The sequence below is a fragment of the Arthrobacter sp. TJ-58 genome (assembly GCF_058269295.1).
The window spans coordinates 299394-313569 of record NZ_JBZCNM010000003.1 but is presented as its reverse complement, the minus strand read 5'-3'; the positions used below and the strand labels follow the sequence as shown (position 1 = coordinate 313569).

Genomic DNA, 14176 nt, shown 5'->3' with positions numbered 1-14176 from the left:
CCACGCAGTCCCACAACCTGTTGAAAAGAGAGCCATGTACTTGCTGAACAACACCCTCCGGCCCTACGCCTGGGGTTCGCTCACTGCCATGGCGGAACTTTTCGGCCGGGAGCCCTCCGGCTCGCCCGAGGCGGAGCTGTGGATCGGCGCCCACCCGGGAGCGCCGTCGGCCCTGGTGCCCCCGGTGCCGGACGCGCAAACACTGGATGAGCTCATTGCGGCGGACCCGCAGCAGATGCTCGGCCGGGAGACCGCTGAAACCTATGGCGGGGTCCTGCCCTTTCTCGCCAAGGTCCTGGCAGCCGGTTCTCCGCTGTCCCTGCAGGTCCATCCCAGCCAGGAGCAGGCCCGTGCCGGCTTCGCCGCCGAGGAGGCCGCGGGCCTGGACCGGGGCGCGGCGGACCGCAATTACAAGGATGAAAACCACAAGCCGGAAATGATCTTTGCCCTGACGCCGTTCGAGGCGCTCTGCGGTTTCCGCGAACCCGACCAGGCGGCGGAGATCTTCCGGACTGCCGTGCGTGCCGTTTCCGCCGGCGGAACGGACGTTCCCGCTCTGCTGTCCTGGGCCGTGGACGAGCTGTCCAGCGGGCATCCCGCTACAGACCGGCTCCAGAGTGTATTCCGTACGCTGATCAGCGGCGGCAGCGACGTCCGTGAAGCAGTTGAGGTCACCGCCGGGGCGCTGGAGGAGGCCGCGGCCGACCTGCTGGAACCGTATGCCAAGGAGCTGGCCACAGCAGTGGAGCTCAATGCCTATTACCCCGGGGATCCCGGGGTGCTGCTCTCCCTGCTGCTGAACCGAGCCTCCCTGCAGCCCGGCGAGGCCGTGTACCTGCCCGCCGGCAACGTCCATGCCTACCTGAGCGGGTTGGGCATCGAGGTCATGGCCTCTTCCGACAACGTGCTGCGCGGCGGACTCACGCCCAAGCACGTTGATGTTCCGGAGCTGCTCAAGACGGTGGATTTCCGTCCGATGGGTGTCCCGTCGCTGAAACCGGTCTTCACGCAGATGGGACAGGAGCTGTACCGGCCGCCGTTCAGCGAGTTTGCCCTGCAGCGGATCGAACTGGAACAGCGGGCCTCGGATCTGGGCGAGGGCTACTCCCCCGCGGCTTCCATGTCAGGCTCCGACGTGTCGGTGCTGCAGAACGGACCCACTGTGGTCATCGTGGTGCGCGGCACCGTTGTCCTGGATTCCCCGAAGGGCGACCTGGTGCTGGAGACGGGCCAGAGCGCCTTCATTCCGTCCGCCGAGGCGCCGGTAATTGCCAAGCTGTCGGCCCATTCCGCCCAGCACGACGACGGCGCACTGGCTTTCGCGGTGACGGTCGGCTCCGCTGATGCCGAATTGGCGGATCCCGCGGAACCCCGCCTGGACATCTAGCGGCTCAGGCTGATCCTTCGGGCAGATCACGGGCTCTCAGCACCGCTTCGCAAATCCTTCGGGCAGATCACGGGCTCTCAGCACCGCTTCGCGAATCCTTTGGGCAGATCACGGGCTCAAACCCGTCCTTTGGGCGCAAATAGGCCCCTGACCTGCACGAAGGATCTCGGCAAACCCCATTACCTGCCCAAAGGATGCCTGCGGCCGCATGAGGTGAGCAATTACGGCAGGCGACCGCCGACCGCACCGGGCGCGGACAACCCTCCGCCCCGAACTGTCCCCACCCGCACCGAACTGTCCCCACCCGCCCGCCGAGTGTCGGGACGACGCCGCAATACACGCTCGATTCCGGCACGAATGCGACAGTCGAAGGAACCAAGCCCCACGAACGCAACAATCCCTGCAGCGCGCTAGCGGCGGATCTTGGCCTTGACCGCTCCCGCGAGGCCGCGTGCCTTCCGCAGCCCGTTCTTGGCCACCGGCAGTGCCGTGGTGAAGACCGGATACAGCGGCGACAGCGGCTTGTCCCAGGTGCCTGCGAGCTGGTTTTCGTGCTTGGCCCAGCCCATCTTGAACTTGGACACTCCGTCATTGAGCAGTCCGTTGAAGTCGTAGCGGGTGATTCCGCGTTCCTTCATCTCCTGAATGGCGTGCCACTTCAGCGCATAGTTGGCGCGCAGGTGCTCGCCCTGTTCGGTCATGCCGCCGTAAAGCTCAAAGGAGGTGTAGGCGCTGGTGGACAGCCACAGGAAGGCAACGACGTCGTCCCCGCTGAAAGCTGCGTACACAGGCGAGTCCTCGCCCAGGTTGTCGAAGATGTCCAGGTAGTAGCCGTCTTCGTGGATGCCGAACCCGGCGCGCTCGGCCGTCTGCTTGTACACGGCCAGGCACTTGGAAATCTCGTCCCGCGTCACGCGGCGGTACTCCAACGCCTCCCGCCCGGACTTGCGGATGTACTGGCGGTGTTTCTTGGACATGTCCGCAAGCAGTTCATCCTCCGTCCGGGAAAGATCCAGGATCAGGGTGCGGCCAATCAAGATGGTATTGGGGGAAGCCTTGAACCCGGCGCCAGGCAGACCGGCGGCAATCTCGCCGTCGGCGTCCCAGTCCGGCTCAATGCTCAGCGCCACCGGGCCGTGTGCGTTCTTGACATAGTCGCTGACCGCGCCGAGGACCTCGAGCTCACGGCCGGGGACTGACTGCGGGCCGCGCGGGATGTAGGCGAGCGCCTTGAACGGGAACGGCAGACGGCGCAGCAGCACCTGGGCTGAGCCCACGGTCTTGCCGTCCTCGTCAGCAACCAGCAGACGGTCCACACTCCAGTTGTGTTCTGCTTTGGTCTTGCCCCAGCCCCACAACTGCTGCGGATGTCCGTTGAAACCATTGACGGTTTCATTCCAGCGGGCGGAATCGGAACAGGGTGTAACGCGCAGTGTCATGCTTTCCAGCCTACCGGGGGTTCACGGACCTGCCGTTGCGCCTCCCCTGTGGTCCCGGCCACTTGTTACCCTCGACTATGACTCCTTCAACCCCCGGCACCCGCTCCGCGGTCTCCGGTCCCCGAAGTTCGGACCTGTCCCGGCAGCTCACGGTCACCGTCTGCTTTGTAATCTGCATTGTTGGCTCAATGATTGGCGTCGGCGTCTTCGGCGGCACTCCCATTGCAGAGGCGGCCGGCGGTGCGTTGAATGCCGACGCCACCTATCTGGCCCCGGCCAGCGGCGCCTTCTCCATCTGGTCGGTGATCTACACCGGACTCGGCGCCTACACGATCTGGCAGTGGCTTCCCTCCCAGCGAAGCTCCGAACGCCAGCGGTCCCTCGGCTGGCTGGTTGCGGCGTCACTGCTCCTGAACGCGGCCTGGATTTTGAGCGTCCAGGCGGGCTGGGTGGCCGTCAGCGTCCTCGTGATCGCTGCCCTGCTCGTGGTCCTCGCGGCATGCTTTGCGCGGTATTCCCGCACCCCCGCCGCCAACTGGATTGAAGCGGTGGTGGTGGACGGCACGCTGGGCCTGTACCTGGGCTGGGTGTCCGTGGCCACCTGCGCCAACACGGCAGCAGCACTGACCGACGCCGGCTTCGACGGCTTCGGCCTCGCCCCGGAGGTCTGGTCCATCGCCATCCTGGCAGTGGTCGCGGCGCTGGGCGTGGCACTGGCCGCCTACGGCCGGGGACGTCTGGCCCCTGCGGCGGCGCTCGTCTGGGGGCTGTCCTGGATTGCCGTGTCCCGCCTCAACGGCGAGCTGCTCTCCACGGGTACGGCCGTTGCGGCGGTGGCTGCGGCCGCCGTCGTTGCCCTGGCCGCCGTCGCCTACCGGATTGTCGGCCGCAACCGGATCCGCTCGGGAGCCCCCGCCCTCGCCTAGCGCCGGACAACCCCTGGCCTCGACAACCCTTGGCTCGGACAATTTCCCTGGCCGCGACAGCACAGAAGCCCCGGAACCTGCTGGTTCCGGGGCTTCTTCTGCTTGTTGCGGTACGGCCTACTTCAGGCGGGCGTAGGACTCCCACTTGTGCGACTGGTGCTCGCCGTCCACCACGCGGATGGTTCCGGACTTGGAACGCATGACGATGGACTGGGTCAGCACGCGGTCCTTCTTGTAGCGCACGCCGCGGACCAGGTCGCCGTCGGTGATGCCGGTGGCGGCGAAGTAGCAGTTGTCGCTGGTCACCAGGTCATTGGTGGTCATGACGCGGTCCAGGTCATGGCCGGCGTCGATGGCCTTCTGCTTCTCATCATCGGAGGTGGGCCACAGCCGGCCCTGGATGACGCCGCCAAGGGTCTTGATGGCGCAGGCCGTGATGATGCCTTCGGGAGTGCCGCCGATTCCCATCAGGGCGTCGACGTCGGTTCCCTCGCGGGCAGCGGCAATGCCGCCGGCAACGTCGCCGTCCATCAGCATCCGGGTGCGGGCACCGGCGTCGCGGATTTCCTGCACCAGAGGCTTATGGCGGTCACGGTCCAGGATCATGACGTTGAGCTGGTTGATCTTCTTGCCCTTGGCCTTGGCAATGAGGTGCAGGTTCTGCTTGACCGGCAGGCGCAGATCCACCATGTCGGCAGCTTCGGGTCCGGTGATCAGCTTTTCCATGTAGAACACGGCGGAGGGATCAAACATGGTGCCGCGTTCTGCCACGGCCAGCACGGCAAGGGCGTTGTTGATGCCCAGGGCGGTCAGGCGGGTGCCGTCGATCGGATCCACGGCGACGTCGCACAGTGCGCCGGTGCCGTCACCCACGTGCTCACCGTTGTAGAGCATGGGAGCTTCGTCTTTTTCACCTTCACCAATGACCACGACGCCGTTGAAGTGCACCGTGGAAATCAGGGAGCGCATGGCGTCGACGGCGGCGCCGTCTGCCGAGTTCTTATCACCGAAGCCCACCCAGTGGCCGCCGGCAATGGCAGCAGCTTCGGTGACCCGGACCAGTTCGAGGGCCAGGTTCCGGTCCGGCTCGTCGTCACCGACTGCCAGGGCGGGGGAAAGGGTGGAGTACTGAGCGCCTTTGGACACGTCTAACCTCATCTTTGAAATTTCGATGCGAACCGTTTGCCGATTATGAGAAACGGATGATCCTTGCTCCGATCATAGTCTGAGTGGTCCGCGCCACCGCCAGCGCCGCCGCAATGAAGATGAGGCAGTTACCGGCCCAACTAGGAGTTGGAGGCCCGGATAAGGGATCATGGAAAGGTGAGTGAGCAGCAGCAGGACCAAGAGACGCCCGTAACCCCGGTACTGACCGCCAAGCAGGCCAAACGTGCCAATGCCACAGTGATTGGGATGCTGATTGCCACCGGCATTACCGTGCTGCTGGTGCTGGTTCCGGTGCTGCTGAACCCCGCCCCCAAAATGCAGACCCTCAACGTGGACGTCCCGGCGATCGCCAATCAGGCAGCCGGCGACGCCGGTTATGCTCCCCTGGCGCCCGAACTTCCCGAGGGCTGGAGCTCAAACTACGCCCGCTGGGAAGCATCCAACAGCAGCGGCGTTCCGGTCTGGGAAGTGGGTTATCTCACGCCTGAAACCGCCTTTATCCGCCTCTCGGAGACCAACGCGGGCAATCCCACCTGGATCGCACAGGTTTCCGGCGATGCGAGCGTCGCCGGGGAGCGCACCGCCGGCGGCCAGACCTGGGAGCTGCGGGACTCCCCCGAAGGCGAAGCCAGCATGGTGCTGGAGAAGGACGGCCTGACCGTGGTCCTGACCGGAAAAGCCGACCTCGCCGAGTTTGATGTTCTTGCCGAAGCAGTGGTCCGGGACCTCGGTAAAGAATAAGCACCGACTGCAGCACGGGGGTTATGGTAAAGATTGTGAATGAACCCACTGCTACCGCAATAACCACCCCGGCCCAGGCATGGCAGACGCTGCATGAAGGCAATGCCCGCTTTGTTGCCGGCACGTCCTCCCACCCCAATCAGGATGCCAACAGGCGCAGTTCGCTCGTGCACGAGCAGAACCCGTTTGCCGTCATCTTCGGCTGCTCGGATTCACGGCTCGCCGCTGAAATCATCTTTGACCTTGGCCTCGGGGACGCTTTTGTCATCCGCACGGCCGGCCAGGTGATTGACGACGCCGTCCTGGGCTCCCTGGAATACAGCATCGCCAAGCTCGGCGTACCGCTGATCGTGGTCCTCGGCCATGACAGTTGCGGGGCCGTGACCGAAGCCAAGCGCACCGTGGACACCGGCGAAATGCCCGGCGGCCACCTGCGCAACCTCGTAGAGCGCATCACGCCCTCGGTCCTGACTGCCCAGCGCAACGGGCTCACCGAGGTCAACGACATGGTGGTGGAGCACACCAAGCAGACTGCTGAGCGCCTGGTGGAGAGCTCCTCGATCATCGCCGCAGCCGTCGAAGAAGGCCGCACCGCCGTCGTCGGCGTGTCCTACCGGCTGGCCGAAGGCGCAGCGGATCTCGTGTCCGGCTACGGCGCGCTCACCCACCCCGCCGTCGTACGCTCCCGCATCTCCTAGGTCCCCGGCCCCCAGTCCCAAGTCCCGAATCCCGGCGCCGGGGCTCCGCCCCGCTCCCCGCGTGACGGCGCGTTTCTGCCCCGGCGCTGCGGATACTAGGCTTGGGACCATGACTTCTGACACTCCTGAATACCGCATCGAACATGACACCATGGGCGAGGTCCGGGTCCCGGTCAACGCCCTGTACCGCGCACAGACCCAGCGCGCCGTCGAAAACTTCCCCATCTCGGGCAAGCCGCTGGACAGCGCCCACATCGAGGCACTGGCCCGGATCAAGAAGGCCGCAGCCACTGCGAACGCCGAGTTGGGAGTGCTCGACGCCGAGCGCGCCCGGGCAATCGAGAAGGCCGCCGACCTGGTCGCAAGCGGAATCCACGATCACCACTTCCCGATCGACGTGTTCCAGACCGGTTCCGGCACGTCCTCGAACATGAACACCAACGAGGTCCTGGCCGAACTGGCGACCCGCGCCCTGGCGGAGGCCGGCAGCAAGACCACGGTCCACCCGAATGACCACGTCAACGCCTCGCAGTCCTCCAACGACGTTTTCCCGACGTCCGTTCACGTTGCTGCAACGTCGGCCCTGATGAACAACCTCATCCCCGCCCTCGATTACCTGGCCGCTTCGCTGGAGCGCAAGGCCGTGGAATTCAAGGACGTCGTCAAGTCCGGCCGCACCCACCTGATGGACGCCACCCCGGTGACCCTGGGCCAGGAATTCGGCGGCTACGCAGCGCAGGTCCGTTACGGCATCGAGCGCGTGCAGGCATCCCTGCCCCGTGTCGCCGAGGTTCCGCTGGGCGGCACCGCCGTCGGCACCGGCATCAACACCCCCGCCGGCTTCCCGCAGCGCGTCATCGCGATCCTCGCCGAGGACACCGGCCTGCCCCTGACCGAAGCACGCGACCACTTCGAGGCTCAGGCCAACCGCGACGCCCTCGTTGAGGTTTCCGGCATGCTGCGCACCATCGCCGTCTCCTTCTCCAAGATCGCCAATGACCTGCGCTGGATGGGGTCGGGCCCCAACACCGGCCTGGGCGAAATTGCGATCCCCGACCTGCAGCCGGGCTCCTCGATCATGCCGGGCAAGGTCAACCCGGTCATCTCCGAGGCTGTCATGCAGGTGGCCGCACAGGTGGTGGGCAACGACGCCGCCATCGCCTGGGCGGGCACCTTCGGTTACTTCGAGCTCAATGTCGGCATCCCCGTCATTGCCTCGAACCTGCTCGAATCCATCCGCCTGCTCGCCAATTCCTCCCGGATCATGGCGGACAAGATGATTGACGGCATTGAGGCCAACGTGGAGCGCGCCCGCTACCTGGCCGAGGCCTCCCCGTCCATCGTGACTCCGCTGAACAAGTACATCGGCTACGAGAACGCCGCCAAGATCGCCAAGTACGCGGTCAAGGAAGGCAAGACCATCCGCCAGGCCGTCGAGGAACTCGGCTACGTGGAGCGCGGCGAACTGACCGTGGAGCAGCTGGACACAGCCCTGGATGTGCTGTCGATGACGAAGCCCCCGCAGGCCTAGTTCCGCAGCATCTCTCCAGCATCACCGCACGTCTTCCGCCTTCACGGCGGGACGGCATCAGCAGGGCATCCGGCCGGTGGGCCGGGTGCCCTGCTGCGTTGCGGCAACCCCGCTGCGAATTGCACTTCAGTCTTCAGGGTGCAAAACTTTACTCTGTGACTGATAGTGCATGTAGCGACGGCGGCGGCCTCCGTGAACGAAAACGCAGCGCCACCAAGCTGGCCATCATCACCGCGGCCCGTATCCTGACCGCGGAACGCGGTTTTTCCGGATACACGGTGGAGGAACTCTGCGAGGAAGTCGGCATCTCCCGGCGTACGTTCTTCAACTATTTCCCGGCCAAGGAAGATGCCGTCCTCGGCTCCCCGGCAGATGAAATCCCGGCTGATCTGGCCGAGGAGTTCATTGCCCGCGGTGCCGGCTCCGACCCGGGCCGGATTTCTTCCTCCCTGCTGTCCGACTTTGTGGATTTCGCCGCAGAGATGATGGACCGGATGGTCATGTCCCGGGACCAGATGGTGCAGCTCAAGCTTGCCGTTGCCGCGGAGCCGCGTCTCCTGGAGAGAGTCATGTACGGGACGCAGGAAGCCGAGCACACCTTCGCGGCCATCCTGTCAGCCCGGGAGGGCCTGCCGCCCTCCGACCCAAGGATCCAGGCCGCCCTGGCCCTGGTCACCGCTCTGGGCCAGCGCGCCGGACCGGCCTTCTTCGCGCCGGGAAACACACGTCCGTACCGCCAGATACTCACTGAAGCCGTAAACGCCATGCACGAGGTGTTCACCTCCGCATCCCCCCTGACCGATCCCTCATCCAAGGACCCTTCATGACCGCCACCGCCACGCAGGGCTCCCAGCCGCTGCTGCTGACCCAGAGACGCATCTGGATCATCTTCTCCGCGCTGATCGCAGGCATGCTGCTTTCCAGCCTTGACCAAACCATCGTGTCCACCGCCATGCCCACCATCGTGGGCGAGCTGGGCGGCGTCGAGCACCAGACCTGGATCACCACTGCCTATCTGCTGGCCACCACCATCGTGATGCCGATCTACGGCAAGTTCGGCGACGTGCTGGGCCGGCGCAACCTCTTCCTGTTCGCCATTGCCCTGTTTACACTGGCATCGGTGGGCTGTGCCTTTGCCACCGATTTCTGGGGCTTCGTCATTTTCCGCGCCATCCAGGGCCTGGGCGGCGGCGGCTTGATGATCCTCTCCCAGGCCGTCATCGCCGACATTGTCCCGGCCAACGAGCGCGGCAAGTACCTCGGCCCGCTCGGCGGCATCTTCGGCCTCTCCGCCGTTGCCGGCCCCCTGCTCGGCGGCTTCTTCGTGGATCACCTGACCTGGCAGTGGGCGTTCTACATCAACATCCCGATCGGCATCATCGCCTTCCTGGTTGCGTTCTTCACCCTCACGCTGCCGACTAAGAAGGCCACCAAGCGCATTGACGTGGGCGGCGTCGTTTCCCTTTCCATCGCCACCACCTGCCTGATCTTCTTCACCGACTTCGGCGGCCGCGACGACCACGGCTGGACGGATCCGCTGACCCTGGCGTTCGGTGCCGGCCTGCTGGCTGCTGCCTTCCTCTTTGTGATGATCGAGCGCCGGGTCGAAGATCCGATCATTCCGCTGAGCCTGTTCAAGAACCCGATCTTTGTGAACGCCACCGCCATCGGCTTCACCCTGGGTATGGGCATGTTCGCAGCCCTGGCCTTTGTGCCGACGTTCCTGCAGATGTCCACCGGCACCTCCGCCGCCGTGTCCGGCCTGCTGATGCTTCCGATGATGGTGGGCCTGATGGGCACCTCGATCTACTCCGGTCTGGCCATCACCAAAACCGGGAAGTACAAGAAGTACCCGATCATGGGCGCCGTGCTGGTGATCGCCGCCATGCTGTGGATGACCACCCTGTCCGCCGATACCCCGGTCTGGGTCATCTGCGCCCAGCTGTTCGTGTTCGGTGCCGGCCTGGGCTACATCATGCAGGTGGTGGTGCTGGTGGTGCAGAACTCAGTGCCCGTGGACCAGATCGGCACGGCCACCTCCAGCAACAACTACTTCCGTGAAGTGGGAGCGTCCCTGGGCGTAGCCATCTTCGGCGCGATGTTCACCTCCCGGCTGTCGGAAAACCTGCTGGAGGTCTTCAGCAAGGCAGGATTCGATCCGGCCGCCGCAGGCCAGGCCACCGCCACGCTCGAGCCGTCGTCGCTGGACGCCCTTCCGGAGCCTGTCCGGGACGGCATCGTCACCGCGTACGCGGATTCGCTGGCACCGGTGTTCTGGTACCTCATCCCGTTCCTGGTGATCGCCCTGGTGCTGGCCCTGTTCCTGAAGCAGATTCCGCTCTCCGACGTGGCCGGGATGGTGGCCCGCGGCGAGGCAGTGGGCGGCGCCGAGGCGGACCGGCTGGAGGCCGAACGCCTGGCAGCTCTGCAGGGCGGAGCTCCCGGAACCGGCAAGGCTTCCGCTGCGGCGGACTCGGATTCGGGCAGCCCGTCCGAGCCCGGCACCGGTTCCGCCTCAGGGACCGGGTCCACCTCAGGCAGCGGCTCCGCCTCAGGTACCGGCCGCCCCGACGCGGACCAGCACTAACCCTAACCACCGGTTGTTCCCGTGCCGGATCCCGTCGGCCTCGTTCTCCGCTCCAGGTGGACGGGGCCGACGGCCTTTAAGGTCCGAGTCGTTAGCGCGCGAAGGCGGGGACGCCGTCGGCCTTCAGTGCCAGGTCCAACAGCCAGCGGTGCCGTTCGCTCAGTTCGGGAAGGTTGTCCGGGGCAAACCAGCCGACGTCGGTGGACTCATCATCGTTCACCCTCGCCTCGCCGCTGAGGTAGCGGCAGCGGAACCCCACATTCAGGAACGAGCACCGGTCTCCGTTGGGGAAGGTGATGGGTCCGTGTGAACCAACGTGGATCAGGTGCTCGATTTCGGCGGTGACGCCGGTTTCCTCCTGGATCTCCCGCAGCGTTCCCGCCGCGGGTTCTTCACCCGGATCCAGCATTCCGGTGACCAGGGTCCAGCGGCCGTCGTCGGAACGCCGCACCAGCAGCACCTGTCCCGCATCGTTGAAGACGACGCCGGTAATCCCCGGCAGCCACAGCAGCTCGTGGCCGATTTTTTTCCGCAGGGACAGGACAAAATCTGGCGTAGGCATTGTTCTACTGTAGGCCAGGCAGCGCCATGGCCAACGCGGCACCGGCCAGCATGAACGGACCAAAGGCAATGGCCGTCTTAGCCGTTCCGCGTTTGGAGAGGATCAGCCACATCCCCCATGCCCCGCCCAGGAGGAAGGCGGCAAAGGTGCCTGCCAGAACATGTCCCCAGCCCAGAAATCCCAGCCACAGGCCCAGGACTCCGGCCAGTTTTACGTCCCCGAATCCCAGGCCCGAGGGGTTGCTGAACCTCAGCAGGAAGTAGGCGCTCCACAGAACGATGCCGGCCACCAGCATCCCGGCAATCCGGAACATATCCCCTGCCGCGAGCGCGGCGGCTCCGAGCAGCACCACGGACACCGGGTAGGCCGGCAGCAGGATCCGGTTGGGCAGGCGGTGAGTCGCAGCATCCGCCGCCGACAGCCTCACAGCCAGCACCACAAAGTAAGCGGCGGCAGCGCACAGCACCCAGAAGGCTGCGCCGCCCAGCGACCGGTACTCCCCCAAAATCCCCACCATGGGCCTCACGGTACGCCATAGCCTCCGCTTCTTCCCGCCCTGGCGCGGTTGTGGAAAACACCCTCTGCGAAAAGCACCTCCGGGGAGAAAACAGGGCAAGATGCTCCGAAGACTGCTGCGGAATACACTGGCGGCATGAGCATTGGCCGGCAGCACCACGTCCCCAGCCGACCCGGAGATCAGGCAGACACAGCCCCGCCGGAAAGCAACGCCTCCGGAACTCCGCCGGAAGACCCGTCGGAGAGCACTGACCCGTCGGAGAGCACCGCCGCGTCGCTGGAACGCGCGTCCAACAGTGAAGGGCTGAATGTGCTGGCCCGCGCGGGGTTCGCCGTCATGGCACTGCTGCACATCCTGATCGGTTCGGTGGCCCTGCGCCTGGTGCTGGGCGGATACGGCGACGCGGACACCAGCGGTGCTCTGCGTCCGCTGGCCGCTTCCGCCGCAGGGCCGCTCCTGATGTGGGGAGGATTCGCCGCCTGCGCGGCGCTGGCCCTGTGGCAGCTGGGGGAAGCCACGGTCCGGGTCCGCCGGGAATCAGCGGGGAAGCGGCTGTCCAAGGCGGTCTCTTCGGGCGCACTGGTGCTGATCTACGGCAGTGTTGCCCTGACTTTCGCCGCCTTTGCCCGCGGCCGGGGCGGGGACTCAGGCGACTCCACGGCACAGTTCAGCACCACCGTCCTTGCCTCGCCGGCAGGCATGCCGGCGCTGACCGCCGTCGGCCTGCTCATCCTCGGCATCGGAATCTATTTCATCTACAAGGGCAGCCGGCGCAAGTTCCGCAGCGAACTGCGGCACTTCGAAGGCACCAAACGCGGCCGCGTCATTGACCTGCTGGGACTCACCGGCCATATCGCCAAAGGCATTTCCCTGATCCTGGCCGGCGGACTGTTTATCCTCGCCGCGGCCCAGAACAGCCCCGGCCAGTCCACCGGACTCGACGGCAGCCTCAAACGCCTCCTGGACACACCCGCCGGCCCGCCCGTCGTGACGGTGATTGCCGCCGGCCTGATCTTCTACGGACTCTTTGCCCTGGTGCGGGCCCGCTACGGCCGGATGTAACGGGACCCTGCCCGCGTTTCAGTTGATCTGTCCCTCTTCCAGCAGTTCGGTCACCAGGGCAGCGATCGGCGAGCGTTCGGACCGGGTCAGGGTGATGTGCCCGAACAACGGATGACCCTTGAGCGTTTCAACGACGGCGGCCACCCCGTCATGGCGTCCCACCCGCAGATTGTCGCGCTGGGCGACGTCGTGGGTGAGGACCACGCGTGAGTTCTGCCCGATCCGGGACAGCACGGTCAGCAGCACATTCTTCTCGAGCGACTGCGCCTCATCCACAATCACGAACGAGTCGTGCAGGGACCGGCCCCGGATGTGGGTCAGCGGCAGGACCTCCAGCATGCCCCGGTCCAGGACTTCCTCCAGCACTTCCTTGGAAACCAGGGCCTCGAGCGTGTCGAAGACTGCCTGCCCCCACGGGCCCATTTTTTCCGTCTCGGTGCCGGGCAGGTAGCCCAGCTCCTGGCCGCCGACGGCGTAGAGCGGACGGAAGACCACCACCTTGCGGTGTTCGCGGCGCTCCAGCACCGCTTCCAGTCCCGCGCAGAGGGCCAGTGCGGACTTGCCGGTGCCGGCCCGGCCGCCCAGTGAGACGATGCCCACCTCGGGGTCCATCAGCAGATCTATGGCCAGCCGCTGTTCCGCTGAGCGTCCGTGCAGGCCGAACACGTCGCGGTCGCCGCGCACCAGCCGCACCTGTTTGTCGGCTCCCACCCGGCCGAGGGCCGAGCCCCGGCTGGAGAGCAGGACGACGCCGGTGTTCACCGGCTGCTCGGCGGCTGCCGGAATGAACACCGGATGATGCTCGTACAGTCCGTCGATGTCGGCTTCGGCCACGTCCAGTTCGACGACGCCGGTCCAACCGCTGTCACGGACCAGGTCGCTGCGGTATTCGTCGGCGTTCAGGCCCACGGCCGATGCTTTGACCCGCATCGGCAGATCCTTGGAAACAACGGTGATGTTCCGTCCCTCATCCGCCAGGTTCCGTGCGACGGCGAGGATCCGGCTGTCGTTGTCGGTGCCCCGGATGCCCGCCGGCAGGACGTCCACTGACACATGGTTCAGTTCCACGCGCAGGGTTCCGCCGGAGGCGCCCAGGGGGATGGGGACGCTCAGCCCGCCGTGCTCAATCCGCAGGTCGTCCAGCAGGCGCAGGGCCGCCCGGGCAAAATACCCCAGTTCCGGATCGTGGCGTTTCTTCTCCAATTCGGTAATCACCACCAGCGGCAGGATGACCTCGTGTTCGGCAAACCGCAGGATGGCCTTCGGGTCCGAGAGGAGCACTGAGGTGTCCAGCACGTAGCCTGCCGGTCCGCCGCCGGCACCGGGCGCTGCTGCTGCGGCCGCCGCCGTAGCGGCGGAGGAAGAGGAAGAGGTTCGCGGGGAGGAGGACATGGCCACGGGAAACTCCAGTCAGGGGCGGTGCCCCGGATCGCTGGGCGGGGAGATCAGCTGGTCGCTGTTCAATAGCACCAAGGTACGCCGGAGGCGCCCGGCGCCGCAGCAGGACACGGCCCTGTTTCGGCGTCTTTGCGGCGAGTTTGCCTGCCGTTCATCCGCCG

General features: G+C 65.9%; 13 protein-coding genes. 8 read left to right on the top strand and 5 right to left on the bottom strand.

Annotation, left to right across the window (positions count from 1 at the left end):
• Nucleotides 1–34 precede the first annotated feature (34 nt).
• The gene (gene manA, locus AC4D2W_RS11880; RefSeq protein ID WP_490927108.1) at nucleotides 35–1387 is read left to right on the top strand and encodes a mannose-6-phosphate isomerase, class I; all 1353 of its coding nucleotides are present in this window, start codon (nucleotides 35–37) and stop codon (nucleotides 1385–1387) included.
• 410 nt (nucleotides 1388–1797) lie between these two features.
• On the opposite strand, the gene AC4D2W_RS11875 is transcribed toward manA, so the two are convergent.
• The gene (locus AC4D2W_RS11875) at nucleotides 1798–2826 is read right to left on the bottom strand and encodes a lipid II:glycine glycyltransferase FemX (protein WP_490927106.1); all 1029 of its coding nucleotides are present in this window, start codon (nucleotides 2824–2826) and stop codon (nucleotides 1798–1800) included.
• A gap of 77 nt (nucleotides 2827–2903) precedes the next feature.
• On the opposite strand from AC4D2W_RS11875, the gene AC4D2W_RS11870 reads away from it, so the two are divergent.
• Complete coding sequence (locus AC4D2W_RS11870; RefSeq protein WP_490927105.1) at nucleotides 2904–3752, top strand: TspO/MBR family protein; 849 nt, start codon at nucleotides 2904–2906, stop codon at nucleotides 3750–3752.
• A 117-nt stretch (nucleotides 3753–3869) separates the two neighbouring features.
• Here AC4D2W_RS11870 and glpX read toward each other — a convergent pair whose 3' ends face one another.
• Complete coding sequence (glpX, locus tag AC4D2W_RS11865; protein WP_490927104.1) at nucleotides 3870–4910, bottom strand: class II fructose-bisphosphatase; 1041 nt, start codon at nucleotides 4908–4910, stop codon at nucleotides 3870–3872.
• A 165-nt stretch (nucleotides 4911–5075) separates the two neighbouring features.
• On the opposite strand from glpX, the gene AC4D2W_RS11860 reads away from it, so the two are divergent.
• The 5 genes from AC4D2W_RS11860 to AC4D2W_RS11840 all read left to right on the top strand — a co-directional run bounded on the left by AC4D2W_RS11860 (nucleotide 5076) and on the right by AC4D2W_RS11840 (nucleotide 10476).
• Complete coding sequence (locus tag AC4D2W_RS11860) at nucleotides 5076–5660, top strand: DUF4245 domain-containing protein (protein ID WP_490927103.1); 585 nt, start codon at nucleotides 5076–5078, stop codon at nucleotides 5658–5660.
• 35 nt (nucleotides 5661–5695) lie between these two features.
• On the top strand, nucleotides 5696–6358 hold the full coding sequence (locus AC4D2W_RS11855) for a carbonic anhydrase (protein WP_490927102.1): 663 nt from the start codon (nucleotides 5696–5698) through the stop codon (nucleotides 6356–6358).
• Between the two features lie 109 nt (nucleotides 6359–6467).
• Nucleotides 6468–7889, top strand: a complete 1422-nt coding sequence (locus tag AC4D2W_RS11850) for a class II fumarate hydratase (RefSeq protein ID WP_490927101.1) — start codon at nucleotides 6468–6470, stop codon at nucleotides 7887–7889.
• 155 nt (nucleotides 7890–8044) lie between these two features.
• On the top strand, nucleotides 8045–8716 hold the full coding sequence (locus AC4D2W_RS11845) for a TetR/AcrR family transcriptional regulator (RefSeq protein ID WP_490927100.1): 672 nt from the start codon (nucleotides 8045–8047) through the stop codon (nucleotides 8714–8716).
• The gene (locus AC4D2W_RS11840) at nucleotides 8713–10476 is read left to right on the top strand and encodes an MDR family MFS transporter (protein ID WP_490927099.1); all 1764 of its coding nucleotides are present in this window, start codon (nucleotides 8713–8715) and stop codon (nucleotides 10474–10476) included. Before AC4D2W_RS11845 ends, AC4D2W_RS11840 begins: the two co-directional genes overlap by 4 nt.
• Nucleotides 10477–10567: 91 nt before the next feature.
• On the opposite strand, the gene AC4D2W_RS11835 is transcribed toward AC4D2W_RS11840, so the two are convergent.
• Together AC4D2W_RS11835 and AC4D2W_RS11830 are read right to left on the bottom strand one after the other, a co-directional pair.
• Complete coding sequence (locus AC4D2W_RS11835) at nucleotides 10568–11038, bottom strand: NUDIX hydrolase (protein WP_490927098.1); 471 nt, start codon at nucleotides 11036–11038, stop codon at nucleotides 10568–10570.
• Nucleotides 11039–11042: 4 nt separating this feature from the next.
• Entirely contained in the window at nucleotides 11043–11555 is a 513-nt protein-coding gene (locus AC4D2W_RS11830) for a prepilin peptidase (protein WP_490927097.1), read from the bottom strand.
• 135 nt (nucleotides 11556–11690) lie between these two features.
• Between AC4D2W_RS11830 and AC4D2W_RS11825 the strand changes: the two genes are divergently transcribed.
• Entirely contained in the window at nucleotides 11691–12617 is a 927-nt protein-coding gene (locus AC4D2W_RS11825; RefSeq protein WP_490927096.1) for a DUF1206 domain-containing protein, read from the top strand.
• An 18-nt stretch (nucleotides 12618–12635) separates the two neighbouring features.
• Here the strand turns inward: AC4D2W_RS11825 and phoH2 are convergent, their stop codons facing one another.
• The gene (gene phoH2 / locus AC4D2W_RS11820) at nucleotides 12636–14009 is read right to left on the bottom strand and encodes an RNA 5'-3' helicase PhoH2 (RefSeq protein ID WP_490927437.1); all 1374 of its coding nucleotides are present in this window, start codon (nucleotides 14007–14009) and stop codon (nucleotides 12636–12638) included.
• Between the last annotated feature and the right edge of the window lie 167 nt (nucleotides 14010–14176).

What these genes read in the sequence shown, in the direction of transcription:
- AC4D2W_RS11870 (WP_490927105.1), top strand. Translation starts at nt 2,904, where the DNA reads ATGACTCCTTCAACCCCCGGCACCCGCTCCGCGGTCTCCGGTCCCCGA.
- AC4D2W_RS11825 (WP_490927096.1), top strand. Translation starts at nt 11,691, where the DNA reads ATGAGCATTGGCCGGCAGCACCACGTCCCCAGCCGACCCGGAGATCAG.
- AC4D2W_RS11850 (WP_490927101.1), top strand. Translation starts at nt 6,468, where the DNA reads ATGACTTCTGACACTCCTGAATACCGCATCGAACATGACACCATGGGC.
- glpX (WP_490927104.1), bottom strand. Translation starts at nt 4,910, where the DNA reads ATGAGGTTAGACGTGTCCAAAGGCGCTCAGTACTCCACCCTTTCCCCC.
- AC4D2W_RS11840 (WP_490927099.1), top strand. Translation starts at nt 8,713, where the DNA reads ATGACCGCCACCGCCACGCAGGGCTCCCAGCCGCTGCTGCTGACCCAG.
- phoH2 (WP_490927437.1), bottom strand. Translation starts at nt 14,009, where the DNA reads ATGTCCTCCTCCCCGCGAACCTCTTCCTCTTCCTCCGCCGCTACGGCG.
- AC4D2W_RS11835 (WP_490927098.1), bottom strand. Translation starts at nt 11,038, where the DNA reads ATGCCTACGCCAGATTTTGTCCTGTCCCTGCGGAAAAAAATCGGCCAC.
- manA (WP_490927108.1), top strand. Translation starts at nt 35, where the DNA reads ATGTACTTGCTGAACAACACCCTCCGGCCCTACGCCTGGGGTTCGCTC.
- AC4D2W_RS11830 (WP_490927097.1), bottom strand. Translation starts at nt 11,555, where the DNA reads ATGGTGGGGATTTTGGGGGAGTACCGGTCGCTGGGCGGCGCAGCCTTC.
- AC4D2W_RS11875 (WP_490927106.1), bottom strand. Translation starts at nt 2,826, where the DNA reads ATGACACTGCGCGTTACACCCTGTTCCGATTCCGCCCGCTGGAATGAA.